The sequence below is a fragment of the Streptomyces diversicolor genome, from assembly GCF_057537855.1.
In genome coordinates this window covers 135,407-149,922 of sequence record NZ_BAAJXA010000014.1, presented here as the reverse complement: position 1 = coordinate 149,922, position 14,516 = coordinate 135,407, and the positions used below count along the sequence as shown (strand labels likewise).

General features: G+C 73.4%; 12 protein-coding genes. 2 read left to right on the top strand and 10 right to left on the bottom strand.

Features of this window, described 5'->3' with window-relative positions:
- Window positions 1-80: 80 nt before the first annotated feature.
- Complete coding sequence (locus AC27LF_RS18660; protein WP_479657134.1) at window positions 81-2,414, bottom strand: glycosyltransferase; 2,334 nt, start codon at window positions 2,412-2,414, stop codon at window positions 81-83.
- Window positions 2,411-3,877 carry a glycosyltransferase family 29 protein gene (locus AC27LF_RS18655; RefSeq protein WP_479657133.1) on the bottom strand — a complete coding sequence of 489 codons (1,467 nt, stop codon included), beginning with the start codon at window positions 3,875-3,877 and terminating at the stop codon, window positions 2,411-2,413. The genes AC27LF_RS18660 and AC27LF_RS18655 overlap by 4 nt, the downstream gene beginning before the upstream one ends.
- Window positions 3,878-4,257: 380 nt before the next feature.
- Here AC27LF_RS18655 and AC27LF_RS18650 point away from each other — a divergent pair, with 380 nt between their 5' ends.
- A complete protein-coding gene (locus tag AC27LF_RS18650; protein WP_479657202.1) occupies window positions 4,258-5,319 on the top strand; it encodes an acyltransferase family protein in 1,062 nt (353 codons plus the stop codon).
- Window positions 5,320-5,413: 94 nt separating this feature from the next.
- Here the strand turns inward: AC27LF_RS18650 and leuE are convergent, their stop codons facing one another.
- Together leuE and AC27LF_RS18640 are read right to left on the bottom strand one after the other, a co-directional pair.
- Window positions 5,414-6,064 (bottom strand): leucine efflux protein LeuE, encoded by a 651-nt coding sequence (leuE, locus tag AC27LF_RS18645; RefSeq protein WP_479657132.1) that lies wholly within the window; start codon window positions 6,062-6,064, stop codon window positions 5,414-5,416.
- 81 nt (window positions 6,065-6,145) lie between these two features.
- Window positions 6,146-7,726 carry an acyl-CoA mutase large subunit family protein gene (locus AC27LF_RS18640; RefSeq protein WP_479657131.1) on the bottom strand — a complete coding sequence of 527 codons (1,581 nt, stop codon included), beginning with the start codon at window positions 7,724-7,726 and terminating at the stop codon, window positions 6,146-6,148.
- A gap of 79 nt (window positions 7,727-7,805) precedes the next feature.
- On the opposite strand from AC27LF_RS18640, the gene AC27LF_RS18635 reads away from it, so the two are divergent.
- Window positions 7,806-8,660, top strand: coding sequence for a L,D-transpeptidase family protein (locus AC27LF_RS18635; RefSeq protein ID WP_479657130.1), 855 nt, complete (start codon window positions 7,806-7,808; stop codon window positions 8,658-8,660).
- Window positions 8,661-8,923: 263 nt separating this feature from the next.
- Here the strand turns inward: AC27LF_RS18635 and AC27LF_RS18630 are convergent, their stop codons facing one another.
- From AC27LF_RS18630 to AC27LF_RS18605, 6 genes are all read right to left on the bottom strand, one after another.
- Window positions 8,924-10,072 carry a hypothetical protein gene (locus AC27LF_RS18630; RefSeq protein ID WP_479657129.1) on the bottom strand — a complete coding sequence of 383 codons (1,149 nt, stop codon included), beginning with the start codon at window positions 10,070-10,072 and terminating at the stop codon, window positions 8,924-8,926.
- Window positions 10,072-10,734: an RNA polymerase sigma factor gene (locus AC27LF_RS18625; protein WP_479657128.1), complete on the bottom strand. Its 663-nt coding sequence runs from the start codon at window positions 10,732-10,734 to the stop codon at window positions 10,072-10,074. The genes AC27LF_RS18630 and AC27LF_RS18625 overlap by 1 nt, the downstream gene beginning before the upstream one ends.
- Window positions 10,735-11,332: 598 nt before the next feature.
- Window positions 11,333-12,082 carry a hypothetical protein gene (locus AC27LF_RS18620; RefSeq protein WP_479657127.1) on the bottom strand — a complete coding sequence of 250 codons (750 nt, stop codon included), beginning with the start codon at window positions 12,080-12,082 and terminating at the stop codon, window positions 11,333-11,335.
- Window positions 12,083-12,590: 508 nt separating this feature from the next.
- On the bottom strand, window positions 12,591-13,235 hold the full coding sequence (locus AC27LF_RS18615) for an RNA polymerase sigma factor (protein ID WP_479657201.1): 645 nt from the start codon (window positions 13,233-13,235) through the stop codon (window positions 12,591-12,593).
- A gap of 209 nt (window positions 13,236-13,444) precedes the next feature.
- Window positions 13,445-13,834: a hypothetical protein gene (locus AC27LF_RS18610; protein WP_479663597.1), complete on the bottom strand. Its 390-nt coding sequence runs from the start codon at window positions 13,832-13,834 to the stop codon at window positions 13,445-13,447.
- A 161-nt stretch (window positions 13,835-13,995) separates the two neighbouring features.
- Window positions 13,996-14,511: a hypothetical protein gene (locus AC27LF_RS18605; protein ID WP_479657200.1), complete on the bottom strand. Its 516-nt coding sequence runs from the start codon at window positions 14,509-14,511 to the stop codon at window positions 13,996-13,998.
- Window positions 14,512-14,516 lie beyond the last annotated feature (5 nt).

Sequence of the window (14,516 nt, the reverse complement as noted above, 5' to 3'; positions counted from 1 at the left end):
GGCCGCGTGGCACATGGCGCGTGGGGGTTCTTCGGGCGTGGGGCGGGGTCCGTGACGGGCCCCGCCCCACACCCTTCGGGTCAGCGGGCCAGGATCTGCTGGATCCGGGCCGCGTTCTCCTGTGTGACCTTCCACAGCAGTTCCTGCCGGTCGTGCACATCGGCGACGGTGCGGCTGTGGTTGTCCAGCATGTGCAGGGCCCGCTCGGTGAGCACCGCGCCCAGGTCCCGCTCGTGCACCGAGACACCCCACTCGGGGCGCTCGATGTCGTTGAGGAAGTACGCCATCTTCGGGTGCGAGATCAGGCTGATGATGGGCGTGCCGACCCCGAAGGGGATCATCCCGGCGTGCCCGCGCATCCCGATGACCAGCCGGGCCTTGGCGTAGGTCTCGCGGATCTCGTCGTTGGAGAAGTCGTACATCGGGATCACCGGCAGCGAGATCCCGTGCTCACGGCGCAGGTCGAAGGCGATCCGCTCGTCGTCGAGGGAGTGCGCGACGCACTGGACCTCGGTGTGCGCGCCGATCTTGCGGACCGCCTCTGCCATCTGGCCGAGGAAGTGCCCGTAGTCGTGTCCGAAACGCAGCCCGGCACGGTCGTAGGCGGCGTTCAGCATCACGGTGTCGTCGCGGTACAGCGGGTCGCTCCAGCCGGCGATCAGCTGCCGGCTGACCGTGGTCGGACAGGGCTGGAAGACCACCTTGTCGTGCAGCTCAGGCGGGAGCAGCGCGCGGACCTTCGCGATGGAGCCGTGGTTGCGCAGCCCGAAGAAGGCGGCCTTCTCCACCAGCAGGCGCAGGCTCTCGTTGAACCGGGTGGCCCGGTAGGACTGTCCGTCGAAGGCGTTGAAGCCCACCGCGTAGACCATGATCGGCACGTCGATGGCGCGCAGGTGCTCGTCCGGGACGTTCCACTGCCAGGCGCTGTTGCCGTTGGGCATGGTGTCCGGGATGAACAGCCCGCCGCCGCCGATGACCAGTCCGCGCCGGGCGTTGACCCGCTCCAGGGCGGCGGCGTCGAACAGCCGGTGGGCGTGCACGGAGTGCCAGCGGCGCGAGGTGGTGTCGGGGCCGAAGCCGAGCCGGACGGTCTCCGGCAGCAGCTTGTCACCGGCGTTGCCCTGCCGGTCCATGTAGAAGGCGACGTGCGCGAGCTGGTCGTCGGGCGCGCCCTGCTCCTGCGGGGGCACGGCGGCGGCGCGCTGCGCCCACAGCCGGCTGGAGCGGTGGGTGGGGTCGACGGACAGGCCGGCGGTGGCGTACCGCAGCGCCTCGGTGTTGTCGCCGTGCACCCAGGCCATCTGGGCGAGCCGGGCGTAGGCGGTGGCGGCCCGGTTGGGGGCGGCCGTGGCCAGCAGCAGCTGGGTCTTCGCCTCCGGGTAGCGGGACACGCTCATCAGGGCGTGGCCCAGCACCTCGTGCGGCCAGGCCGCGTCCAGCGGTATCCGCACCGAGGACAGGATGTCCACGGCCTCCTGGTACTCGCCGGCCGCGATATGGGTGGCGGCCACCTTGCGGGCGATCTCCACGTCGCCGGTGCGCCGGACGTACGGGGTGCCGAAGTGCACCAGCAGATCGTGGTGGGCGCCGCCGAGCGCCACGTACGCGGCGTGGAACTCCGCGTCGCTCATCTCGAACTCGCGCCAGCGCTCCTCCGCGAGCGAGTACCCGGACTCGCCGCCCTGCCACGGCTTGTGGCGGCCGGTGAAGTGCAGGATCGCGGTGTCCTCGGGCACCGGCAGATCGCCGGACAGCCGCCGCTTGACGAAGTTGTAGCGGGCGTCGAGGCGGACGAAGTCGCCGTCGAGGACGGCGTTCAGGATGCCCTGGTCGTGCTTGTCCAGCTCGTACTCGCCGCTGCGCCCGGTCTGGTCGATCTTCGCGCAGAACTCGTCGGACAGGTACTCGCGCTGGATGACCAGCAGCCCGGAGTTGAGCTTGTGCTGCCCGTAGAAGAACTGCGGGACGGCGGCCAGGCCCTCGCGCAGCTTGAGCAGTTCGCCGAGGTCACCGAGGACGACCATGTCGGTGTCCAGGGTGATGACCGTGTCGTAGTCGCGCAGCCGGAAGATGTCGAGGATGAAGTACGCCTTGCGCACCAGGTAGTTGTCCTGGTCGCCCTTGACGTAGGAGTCGTAGCGCTCGTCCTCGACCCGGCGCAGCACGATGCGCGGGTGCAGGGCGCGGATGCGGGCGATGGAGGAGGGGCGCAGATCGTCGTAGAGGACGACGAAGTCCTCGCAGACACCCGGGTTGGACAGGGCGAGGCTGCGCAGCAGGACGAGGAATCCGGGCAGGTAGTTCTCGTCGACGTAGCTCGCGAAGGCGATGCGCCGCTTGCCGGTGAGGGCGTGGGCGGACGCCGAGGCCGCCGGGCTGACGGTGGCGGCACCTGTGGGGGAGGTCGTGGTCATCGCAGGGATATCCTCATGTCGGTCACGCTCTGGGCCCGCTGCATGACCCATGCCTTCTCGCTGGTGTACTCGTGCACGGACGTGATCGCGAGCTTCATGGCCTCCTGGACGCGGTAGGCGCCGCTCTCGTAGAAGTCGAAGCCGATCAGGTCGAGGGTGGGGCTGACGTCCAGGAAGTCCAGCAGCCACAGCATGTTGAAGCCGGTGGTGGGGATGCCCGACCAGGCGTCGGCGCCGATGTGCCCGATGTTGCGCAGCGGCCAGCGCAGCGACTCGTCGCCGAGGTACTGCTGGGCGCCGGGCACCAGGCGGTTGCGCAGGGAGTGCTTCCAGTCACCGGAGATGCCGCCGAAGACCAGCCGGGTGGTCACCGGCTTGTCCCAGTTGAAGCCGTGCTTGTGGATGGTGGCGTGGATGTCGGTGCGGGTGCCGGTGTGCTTCGGGTCGATCTTGTACGAGTTGAAGCGCACCACCAGGTCGTAGTCGTCGATCTCCTTGCCCAGCGAACTGGCGCCGACCCGACCGGAGTTGGCGATCAGGCAGATGGACTTGCCGGCGATCAGGTTGCGGAACTCGCCGAGGGTGATCCACTGCACGCCGCCGATCGTCGGATCGGCGACCGGACCGCGCATCCGGATGCGGCGCTGCTCGGCGTAGAGCGCGACGGCCTCACCGAGGGCTGCCGGGTCGGCGTCGGCCAGGCCGGTACGCAGGTCAAGGTACTGGCTGAGCAGTTCCTGCCGGTCGGCGACCGGGGCCTCGTCGGCGGCGAGCACCAGCAGGGCGCCGACCAGCCGGGGCTCGGCCTCGGCCCAGTCGCCGAGGGTGTGCAGGGCCAGGCCCTCGGCCCAGATGTCGGTGGCGGGGCCGCGGGTGTACTCGGCGGCGCGCGGGCACTGCCGCTTCAGCAGGTCGAGCAGTTCGCGCTCGCGCTCCCCGGCCCGGCGCATCCCGGCGATCCGGGCCGCCACGCCGAACCCGTCCTCGGTGGTCAGCTCCAGGTAGCGCTCGTAGGCCCCGATGGCCTCGCGCTCCTCGCCGGCCGCCTCCAGGGCGCGGGCGCGCAGCCGCCAGCCGGCGCGGGAGTTCTTCCGCTGGGCGAGGACGGTCTCGCTGATCACCAGGGCGAGGTTCAGCTCGTCGTCGTAGCCGCATTCGAGCGCCTTGTTGGCCACGGCCAGCAGGGCGTCCAGCAGCTCGTTGCCGATCCCGCCCGCGGGGGCTGCGGCGCCCTTGACGGCGCGCTTGAGCAGGGCGGTGGCGCCGCCCGCCGGGGCGGGTGCGGGGGCGGCCGTACCGACCGTGGTGTGGACCACGAGCAGCTTGCGCAGCTGCTCGGCGAGCTCCGCGCGGCGACGGTCGAGGCTGCCGACGAGTTTGCCGCTGTGCACCGCACAGGCGCGCAGGCAGTCGTCCAGCTCCCCTCCGCGTGCTGGTGCCCGCCTGTTCTGGACCCTCGTCATAATTCTCCTGTTTTGCCAAGCAAAGACTGAATTTACCGCCGCATGCCGCGCGTTTGCCGACGCGTGGGGGTGGATGGAGAAACTAGGAAGTAAAAACGACGTGCGGGTTAACGCACTGGGGACTACGGAAGAATCGTTGGGCGGCGGACCGCGGTGATCCTGTGATTCCCCCAGCTGCCGGTGGGAGCGCTCCTTCGTCCTGGGGACATCCGGACGCCGACCCGCGACGGACCGCACGGCACAGGGTAGGCGTGCCGCACGTGGCAGCTACATCCTCCACCCTCGCCTCCGTTCCCTCTCCCCCCGCCCACGCCCCCGCGCCCGCCGCGGGTCCGGCTCCCGCTCCCGGCGCCGCCGGCCGGCGGGAGCGGCTGCCCGCCCTGGACGGGCTGCGTCTGCTGGCCGCGCTGATGGTCTGCCTCTACCACTTCGCCGGACGCGGCGGCGACATCTCCCGCTCCTGGGGGCAGTCGCCGGCCCGGGTCTTCCCCGACCTCGCCACGGCGGCCGTCTACGGCTGTCTCGGCGTGCAGTTCTTCTTCGTCATCAGCGGCTTCGTGATCTGCATGAGCAGCTGGGGCCGCGGCCCGGGCGACTTCTTCAGGTCCCGCGTCGCCCGCCTCTACCCGGCGTACTGGGCGGCCGTGCTCCTGGTCACCGGCGCCGCCTTCGTCGTGCCCGCCGCGCTGCATCCGCTGCGCCTCGACCAGGTCCTGGTCAACCTGACGATGTTCCAGATGCCGACGGGTGTGCCCCGGGTGCTGGGCGTGTGCTGGACGCTGTGGGCCGAGGTCCGCTTCTACGCCCTGTTCGCGGTGTGCGTGGTGCTGCGGGGCGTCACCTACCGGCGGGTGGTGCTGTTCTGCTGCGTGTGGACGCTGGCCGCGGTGATCTGCAAGGGCGCCGGCAACGCGCCGGCCGCCCAGTTGGTCATGCCCGAGCACGCGCCGTTCTTCGTCGGCGGGCTCGCGCTGTATCTGATCCACCGGTGCGGCGGGAACCCGACCCTGTGGGGCATCGTGGGCGTCTCCTGGCTGCTCGGCCAGGAGACCGTGACGACCGGGCTGTGGCGTCCGGGCGCCGCCGGCGACTTCCACCGCAGCCCGTATGTGATCCTGCTGGTGCTGACGCTGGGCTTCGCCGCGGTCGCGGCCGTCGCGCTGGGCTGGACGCGGTGGGCCTCGTGGCCCTGGCTGACCACGGCGGGCGTGCTGACGTACCCCTTCTACCTGGTCCATGAGCACCTGGGCTGGTGTGTCATCCGGGTGCTGCACCGCGGCCTCGGCCTGCCGCCGTGGCCGACGCTCACGGTCACGGTGCTCGGCATGCTGGGCCTCGCCTGGCTGATCCACCGCTACGTGGAGCGCCCCCTCGCCCCCCACCTCAAAAAGACGGCCACCCCCCGAAACACCCCGTCGCCCCCCACCCCCGCCGCCTCCTAGAAGTCCGACGCCGTGGCCCGAGGTCAGCCACACTGCTGGGCCGCCGACCAAGGGCACGGTGTCGTCGCGGTCGTCGGGCTCTCGCGGGGAGTGCTCAGTTGCTTGCCAGGGAGAGTTTTGCTGCGAAGCCCAGGAACAGGGCGCCTGCTGCTGAGGTTGCCGTGGCCGACAGGCGTCTGCGGCGGCGGAAGGCGGCCGACAGCTTCGTGCCGCCGAATATCAGCGCGCTGAGGTAGAGCACGCTGGCCAGCTGGGCGAAGGCGCCGAGGACGACGAAGGACAGGGCCGGGTAGGCGTAGCCCGGGTCGACGAACTGGACGAAGAAGGCGACGAAGAACAGGATCGCCTTCGGGTTGAAGAGGCTGACGACCAGGGCGCGACGGAACGGCCGCTCCGCGGCGGCCGGAGCCGGCACCGCCTTGGGCGCGGTCTGTTCCCGCCGGGTCCGCCACATGCCCCACGCGGCCCGCAGCATCCCGATGGCCAGCCAGGTCAGATAGCCGGCGCCCGCGTACTTCACGATGCCGAAGAGCACGGCGTTCGCCTTGAGCAGCGAGGCGACCCCCGCGGCGGACAGCGTCATCAGCACGATGTCCCCGCACCAGACCCCCGCCGCGGCGGTGTACCCCGACCGGACCCCGCGGCGGGCGGCCACCGAGAGCACGTACAGGGAGTTGGGGCCGGGCAGCAGGACGATCAGGACGAGCCCTGCCAGATAGGTGGGGAAATCGATGACACCGAACATGGAAGGGAGTCTCGCACGGGGGTACGACATCCCCGTCCGCCGCTTGCCCAACCCCTGGTCGGCCCCCCGCTCCGGTGGGTCTCACCAGGCGTCCGAGGGGGCGTACGTACCCCACACCTCCCGCAGCGCGTCGCACACCTCGCCGACCGTCGCCCGTGCCCGCAGCGCCTCCTTCATCGGGTACAGGACGTTGTCCTCGCCCACGGCCGCCTTCCGCAGCGCGGCCAGCGCCGAGTCCACCGCGCCCCGGTCCCGCCCGGCCCGCAGCGCCGCGAGCCGCTCGGCCTGCCGCGTCTCGATGGCGGGGTCGACGCGGAGGGGTTCGTAGGGTTGTTCCTCGTCGAGGCGGAACTTGTTGACGCCGACGACGGTCCGGGTGCCGGTGTCGGTCTCCTGGGCGATGCGGTAGGCGTTGCGTTCGATCTCGCGTTTCTGGAAGCCGGTTTCGATCGCCGCGACCGCGCCGCCCAGGTCCTCGACCTTGCGCATCAGCTCCACGGCGGCCGCTTCCAGGTCGTCGGTCATGCGCTCGATGGCGTACGAGCCGGCGAAGGGGTCCACGGTCGCGGTCACGTCCGTCTCATGGGCGAGTACCTGCTGGGTACGCAGCGCCAGCCGTGCGGAGGTGTCCGTGGGCAGCGCGATCGCCTCGTCGAAGGCGTTGGTGTGCAGCGACTGGGTGCCGCCCAGCACCGCGGCCAGCGCCTGGACCGTGACCCGGACCAGGTTCACCTCCGGCTGCTGCGCCGTCAGCTGTACCCCGGCGGTCTGGGTGTGGAACCGCAGCATCATGGACCGCGGGTCGCGCGCCCCGAACTCCTGCCGCATCACCCGCGCCCAGATCCGGCGCGCGGCACGGAACTTGGCGACCTCCTCCAGCAAGGTGGTCCGGGCGACGAAGAAGAACGACAGGCGGGGTGCGAAGTCGTCGACGTCCATGCCCGCCGCCGTCGCGGCCCGCACATAGGCGATGGCGTCGGCGAGTGTGAAGGCGATCTCCTGCACGGGGGAGGCGCCGGCCTCGGCCATGTGGTAGCCGGAGACCGAGATGGTGTTCCAGCGGGGCAGCTCGGCGCGGCAGTAGCGGAAGATGTCCGCGGTCAGCCGCAGCGACGGCCGCGGCGGGAAGATGTAGGTACCCCGCGCGATGTACTCCTTGAGGACGTCGTTCTGGACGGTGCCGGCCAGCCGCTCGGCGGGGACGCCCTGTTCCTCGGCGACCAGCTGGTACAGCAGCAACAGCAGCGCGGCGGGGGCGTTGATCGTCATGGAGGTGGAGACCTCGCCGAGCGGGATCCCGCCGAACAGGACCCGCATGTCCTCGATCGAGTCGATCGCCACGCCGACCCGGCCGACCTCGCCGTGCGCGATCGGCGCGTCGGAGTCGTGGCCCATCTGGGTGGGCAGGTCGAAGGCGACGGACAGGCCGGTGGTGCCGTGGGCGATCAGCTGCCGGTAGCGGGCGTTGGACTCGGCGGCCGTACCGAAGCCCGCGTACTGACGCATCGTCCAGGGACGCCCGGTGTACATCGTCGGGTACACGCCCCGGGTGAAGGGGTACGCACCGGGCTCGCCCAGCCGCTCGGCCGGGTCCCAGCCCTCCAGCGCGGCGGGCCCGTAGACCGGCTCGACGGGCAGTCCGGACTCCGACTCACGCGCCATGGGGTGCCTCCGCAGTACGTCGACTACTCCCCACCATGCCCCCTAGTTCGGCGGCGGTCACCCGGGGAAACATCCCGGCATGAGGTTCAGGGGGATCGAACGGATCGCAGGGCGGCCCGCCGCGCTCGCCTCGGCCGCCGCGCTCACCGCGCTCACCGTGCTCTGCGGGTGCACCGTGCAGCCCGCGGACGCGGACGGGAAGAACCGCTCGCCGGTGCACATCCGGCTGCCGGGCACCCGGACGCCGGACCGGTCCGCTCCCGGCGGCGGTCCGACCACGGCCCGGCCGGCGCCGGCGGCGCCCCGCGTCCTGTGGTCCCGTGGCGACACCGGCCAGGGCGTGCGCGCGCTGCAGGCCAGGCTGCGCCAGGTCGCCTGGCTGTCCGACGGGCCGACGGGGACGTACGACGACCTGACGGAGGAGGCGGTCAGGGGCTTCCAGGGCAAGCGCGGGCTGCCGCGGACCGGGCGCATGGACACCGTCACCTGGCAGCGGCTGCTCGGCATGACGCGCCGGCCGGGCAAGTGGGACCTGTATCTGATGGGCGGTCAGCCGGCCGCCGCACCCGACCCGCGCTGTCTGACGGGCCGGGTGCTGTGCATCGACAAGACCAGCCGGACGCTGCGCTGGATGATCGACGGCCGCACGGTGTCGACGATGGCGGTGCGGTTCGGCTCGCAGTACACCCCGACCCGTGAGGGTGTGTTCCGCATCTACTGGAAGTCACGGCACCATGTGTCGACGCTCTACGACTCCCCGATGCCGTACGCCCTGTTCTTCAGCGGCGGTCAAGCGGTGCACTACTCCTACGACTTCGCGGCGCGGGGTTACGCGGGCGGCTCGCACGGCTGTGTCAACGTGCGCGACGAGGCGGCGATCGCGGCGCTGTTCGCGCAGGTGCGGACGGGCGACAAAGTCGTCGTCTCCTGGTGAGGCGTTCCGCTCGCTGAGGCGTTTCACTCGGTCCGGGCGTTCCGCTCACCGGGACGGGGCGCGGGCGGGACCGGGGGAACGGATCCCGCCCGCGCCAAGGTGCACGAGCCCTGGGTACGGGGGGAACCCCGGCTCGGTGCGACGGCCGATGACCAGTCGGCTCACTCTGTACTGCGTCACCGCCGCCGAAAACGTCACACCGGACCCGCGCGACCGCTCCCGCGCGGTGAAGACGCAGGTCACAGCCTCGGGTCGGGGCGACGTCAGAGCGCGGTGTACGTGGGGCTCGGCGCGGGGTCCGGGGACTGCGCGGGGCAGTCGGGCCGCTGCGGGGCGAAAGCGGAGGGGACGGACGTGGTCCCGCCGTCCCGGCGGTGGTCGTTGCCGCGGTCCTCGTGGGAGGTGCGGCCGTTGCCGCTGTTGGCACCGCCGCGGTGGTCCCGGTCGCCGTGGCCGTGTCGACCGCCCCGGTCGCCCCGGTCGCCCTGGTCGCCCTGGTCGTCTTGATCGCCCTGGCCGGACTGCTCGTCCTTGCCGTCGTCGGACTTCCCGTGTGCCTCGCCCTGGCTGCCCTGGTTTCCCTGGTTGCCCTCGGTGCTCGCCAGGACGCCCTTGCAGTACGTCCACACGCGCGCGGGGCCGCCCGCCGTCTGCTCCAGGCGGCGCTCGCGGCCGGGACCGAGTTCCTTGCCGTCGCGGAGGTCACGGCAGGCCGCGGGCGCGCCCTTCCACGGCCGGGGGGCCCGCCCGGCGGGGTCGGCGGACCCGGTGGCGCCGCCCCGGTCCGGATCGGTGCCGGGGCTCTCGCCCGCGGAGCCGGTGTCGGGGGCGCCGCCCGTGGGGGCGCTCGGCGCTGACGGGCCCGACGTACCGCCCTGTGCGGACTGCGCGGACGGCGAGGCGAGCGGTCGTCCGGGCGTACCGGCGGCGGTGACGGAGGCGGCGGGCCCGGGATCGTCGCCGCCGAAGGGCACCGGCAGGACCCCGGCTCCGGCGGCCACCGCGACCCCGCCGACGGCGCCCACGGCCAGTGCGGCGGCGAGCGCCAGACGCACGGGGCGGGCCCGGCGGGTACGGCCGCGGGCGGGGGCCGGGCGTGCGCCGATGCGGATGAGACCCGCGTCGGACGGCCGGGCCGCCGCGCCGTCGCGTCGCGGCTGCGAACGCTCGCCGTGCGCCGCGGCGGCCTGATCGGCGGCGGCCTCGCGGGCCTTCCGGAAAGCCGCGAGCGCACCCTCCTCACCGGGGAGTTCGGCCCCGGCCGGGGTGGCCTCCACGGACAGCGCGCCCAGTGCCCCGGCGAGTCGTTCGGCCTGTCCGCGGGCGGACGCGTCGACGGCTTCGAGTGGTTCACCGCGCAGCAGGCGTTCCGCCGTTTCCCGGTTCAGCCACTTGTACTGCTCGTCGGCCATCACATGTCCTTCTGCGTCCGCGAACGCATATGCGTCACAGTGGCGGACGTCACCGCGCGGCCGCGCGGTTCTCGCTGGTTCGGCAGGGCGTCGAGCCGGCCGGCTGATTCCGGATCCTCGGCGAGCAGTTCGGCGAGCCGTTTGAGACCGCGGTGCGCGGCGGTGCGGACGGCGCCCGCGCGTTTGCCGAGCGTTTCGGCGGCGGTCTTGGCGTCGAGGCCGACGACCACGCGCAGGACGACCGCCTCGGCCTGGTCCTGCGGCAGCCGCGCGATCAGGGACAGGGCGCTGTTGGTGGCCAGGGCCTCGATGGCCTCCCCCGCGGTGTCCGACTCGGCGGCCCGGGCGGTCAGTTCGGTCTCGTCGCCACCGATCACGGGGCGCCGGCCGCGCATGCGTATGTGGTCGAGGGCGCGGTTGCGGGCGATACGGGCGGCCCAGCCGCGGAAGCGGTCCGCGTCACCGCTGAAGCGTTCCAGGTCGCGGGCTATCTGCAGCCACGCCTCGGACGCGACGTCCTCGGCGTCCGGATCGCCGACCAGCGTCCGTACGTACCCCAGCAGCCGCGGATGCACCGCGCGGTAGACGGTCCGGAACGCGGTCTCGTCCCCGCCCTGTGCCGCGCGCACCGCGGCGGTCAACTCCGCGTCGTCCCCCAGCACCCGTGGTGTCCCTACTTCGCGCCTCAACCGGCGCCGCTCTCGCGGACGTGGTCCTCGCCGTCGTGGTTCCTCAATTGATGGTTGCGGTGTTCGAGGTCACAGGTGGTTGCGATGGTCGCGCGTCCCCCGCGCCTCGGCGCGAAAGGCACGTTACGGCCTGAAACCGCTCCCGTCCACGTTCGTACACGATGCAACCTGCTCGTGACGCGGACGGGTGTGACACAAAACGCACCCATGGCGCTGAAGGAAGTACGGGCCGCCGCGCGGCCCGTACCGCGCGACGGCCGGGGCCTCTCCTGTGGGGGGTGGCGGCCCCGGCCGTCTCACCGGCACCCACCGCTGTGAACTGGGAAGGTACGGGCACTGAGGGTCAGCTGACCGGCAGCGTGCTCACCCAGTCGTGGAGGAGCTGTGCGTACCGCGCCGGGTCGAGTTCGTGCAGGACGTGCGGCGCGTCCGGCGCCGAGCGGTAGTCGACCCTCACCCCCGCCGACTCCATCAGCTTGACAGCGTGCGCGGCCTGCTCGTCGGACAGCGCCCCGAGCGGCTCTCCCGTGTCCGGGTCGACGGACCGGGCGTGGTGTGCCCACCCATGGGGTCACTTGTGCGGGGCGGGGTTCCCGGTCGGTGTCGGCGTCGTCGAGGGGTGGGCTGCGCAGTACGCGGCCACCTTGTCCGCTCCGCCCGCGGCCGTGACGAGCCGCTGCCAGGCCGTCGCGTCCAGCGCCTTGCCCCGGTCCGTGACCTGCTCGTACGCACGGCAGTGGGCGAGGGTGTCCTTGGCCGTGGCCGGGCGGTCCGGGCGGATGCGGGCCGCCGCGGACCCGGTGGCCGCCGGGTCCGCGGGAGCGGGCCCCGTGGGCGCGGGCCCCGTGGGCGCCGGGCCCGTGGCGCCGGAGCCCGTGGCGGGCCGGGGGGCGGACGGTGTCGGTGGGGAGCCCGGCCGTTCGTGGGTCTCCGTCGTCGGGCGCGGGGTGCTGCCGCCGGGCTCGCCGTGGTGCGCAGGGGACCCGGCCGAGGCGATCGCCGCGACGGTGAGGCCGCCCAGCGCGACGCTCGCGAGGAACACGGACAGCGATGCCTTCACCGAGAACCGGGCGCGCCGTGTCCCGCCCGCCCGCCAGTCGTCCCGGCACCGGGTCCGCGCCCGGTGCGCCCCGGTGTCCCGCGCGGCGCGGAACGCGGCCACGGCCCGCCGCTCGCCCTCCGGGTCAAGACCGGCGCCGTCCCGCCGGAGCGCCCTGCCGAACCGCGCCTGAAGCACCGGGTCCGAACCGACCGACCACGGGCCGGGCACGCCAACGCCGGAGCGCGCAGGGTCCGGGTGGGCCGACCGCAGGCCGGCCATGGCAACACCAGCACCCGCCGAGTCCACATCAGCCGACCACACACCCGGCACGCCAACACCAGCACCCGCCGAGCCCGAATCGACCGGCGACATGCCCGGCACGGCAACACCACGGCCCGCCGGGTCCGAGTCGGGCGGCTGTGGGCCGGGCACGGCGTCGGCGGGGCGCGCCGAGTCCACATCAGCCGACCACACACCCGGCACCCCAACACCAACACCCGCCGAGTCCGGGTCGGGCGGCGACATGCCCGGCACGTCAACGCCAGCACCCGCCGGGGCCGGGTCGGGCGGCTGTGGGCCGGGCGCGGCGTCGGCGGGGCGCGCGCGCCGACGGCCGGGCGGCCCGTCGTCGCTGTGCCGTTCACCCATGTCCGTTCCCCGTCCTAGCCCGGTCCGCCCGGTCCGTCCACTCCACCGGAGCCGTCCGCTCCGTCACACCGCGGGGCCGCCGGGCCCCGCCCGTTCCACCGGCCCCACCGGTTCCGTACGTGCCGCGCCCGGCCGCCGTTCATGTCGCATCCCCCAGCGTGCCGGGGCCCTCTTGCGTCACACCGCCGTGCGCGCCGCCGTCCGCCGGCGGCCCGCCGCCCAGTTGCCGGGCGAGACGTTTCAGCCCGCGGTACGCGGCCGTGCGCACCGCGCCGGGACGCTTGCCGAGGACGCGCGCGGCGGCCGGGCCGTCGAGCCCGACGACGACCCGCAGCAGCACGGCCTCGGCCTGGTCGCGCGGCAGATTCCGGACCAGGGCGAGGGCGCGTTCGGTGGAGATGGACTCCAGCGCCTGGTCGTGCGTGCTGTGCGGTCCGGGCAGTTCCAGTACGTCCTGTTCCAGTCCGGTGGCCCGGGGCCGCACCCGCTGTCTGCGCAGATGGTCCAGGGCCCGGTGCCGGGCGATGGTCGCGGTCCAGCCGCGGAACCCGGCGCCGTCGCCTTTGAACCGGCCCAGGTCCCGGGCGATCTCCAGCCAGGCGTCGGAGGCCACGTCCTCCGCGTCGTCGCCGACGAGGCCGCGGAGATAGCCGAGCAGACCCGGCTGCACCATCCGGTAGGCCGCGGCGAAGGCGGTCTCGTCGCCGTCCTGGGCCCGCGCGACGGCCGCGCCCAGCTCGCCGTCGTACGCCTGCAGGCGGCGACGTTCCCCTCCCTGGCCCAAGAACCGTCCTCGTCCGTACGAGCCGTGCCCGTGCTCGTGCCGCTGCTCGTCCACGCAGCGCGCCGGCATCGTGTGACACGGCGACCCGCATCCCCACGATGATCAGCGCCGCGGTGCACAGATGTGTCACAGGCACGGCCGCGCCCGGCCGCGGCGGGCGCCCCGCCGGGCGTCCGCGCGGGCCGCACCGGCCGCGTCCGGGGCGGCGGTCAGGGCACCGACACCGTCGCGTCCCGGCACAGCAGCCGCAGCGAGCCGTGCCCGGTGAAGCAGCGCCGCGCCTCGTCGACGGGATCCCACAACCGGCCGTCGGGCGTGCGGATCCAGTGGTCGCCGCCGCTCGCCCACCACTCGGCGCCGGTCTGCCGGACGATCACCTCGCCGGCGTAGGCGCCGAACCCGCGCAGTACGTCCTGCACGGCTGCGTACGGCGCGCCTTCGCGGCGTATGTCGTCGATCATCCGGTCCACCCGCCACAGGCTCTGCGCCGAGTAGTCGAGCCGTACCCGCGCGCCCTCGCGCATCGTCGCCACGACGTCCGCCGCCCATCGCACGGGCTTGGCCGCGGCCTGCGGCCTGGTCTGCTGCTGTGCTGTCACCTGCTGCGCTGTCACATACTCAAGAGCGAGACAGGCGTGGCTTTCGTCACACGGATCCGGGCCGGATCCACAACCGGCGCAGGACCGCCCCACCTCCCCCGCACGACGGTCACAGCACCGGCCCGGCGGCACGGTCCGCCCGCTGCCGCCGCCCAGCGGGCTCAGGCCCGGCCGCGGGCCCGGCGCGAGACCACCGCGCCCAGCACCCGGCGCCCCTCGGTCGTCACGTCCATCGCCCGCCGCAGCCCGCCCGCCCCGTGCCCGGCGAGCAGTTCCAGGACGCTGACCTGGCGCCGCAGCTCGGCGGCGACCAGCGGCGACACGCCCTCCGTACGACCCGCGCCCGCCGTTCCCGCGGCGCGCACGGCGCCCAGGGGCCGTCGGCGCGGGCCGCCGCGGTCGCTCTCGGCGGGTTCGAGGAGCCGGTGCACGCGCAGCGCGGCGACCGAGCAGGCGTCGGCCCACACCCGTACGGCGGCTCCGGCGCGCTCGGCCGGGGCCGCGTCGAGCATCCGGCGGGCGAGTCGGGCGGCCTCGTCCTCGGCCGGGTCCCGCGGGCCGAGCGCGGCGCGCGCCCGCTCCAGGCGCTCACCCCAGTCGCCGCCGTCCGCGAGGCTGCCCCACAGCGGACGCAGTACCTCGTCGTCGCCGCCCAGCAGGGGTACGCAGCGATCCAGCGCGC

Excerpts from the sequence above, each read along its gene's own strand:
- AC27LF_RS18660 (WP_479657134.1), bottom strand. The coding sequence starts at position 2,414 with ATGACCACGACCTCCCCCACAGGTGCCGCCACCGTCAGCCCGGCGGCC.
- AC27LF_RS18655 (WP_479657133.1), bottom strand. The coding sequence starts at position 3,877 with ATGACGAGGGTCCAGAACAGGCGGGCACCAGCACGCGGAGGGGAGCTG.
- leuE (WP_479657132.1), bottom strand. The coding sequence starts at position 6,064 with ATGTTCGGTGTCATCGATTTCCCCACCTATCTGGCAGGGCTCGTCCTG.
- AC27LF_RS18640 (WP_479657131.1), bottom strand. The coding sequence starts at position 7,726 with ATGGCGCGTGAGTCGGAGTCCGGACTGCCCGTCGAGCCGGTCTACGGG.
- AC27LF_RS18635 (WP_479657130.1), top strand. The coding sequence starts at position 7,806 with ATGAGGTTCAGGGGGATCGAACGGATCGCAGGGCGGCCCGCCGCGCTC.
- AC27LF_RS18630 (WP_479657129.1), bottom strand. The coding sequence starts at position 10,072 with ATGGCCGACGAGCAGTACAAGTGGCTGAACCGGGAAACGGCGGAACGC.
- AC27LF_RS18620 (WP_479657127.1), bottom strand. The coding sequence starts at position 12,082 with ATGGCCGGCCTGCGGTCGGCCCACCCGGACCCTGCGCGCTCCGGCGTT.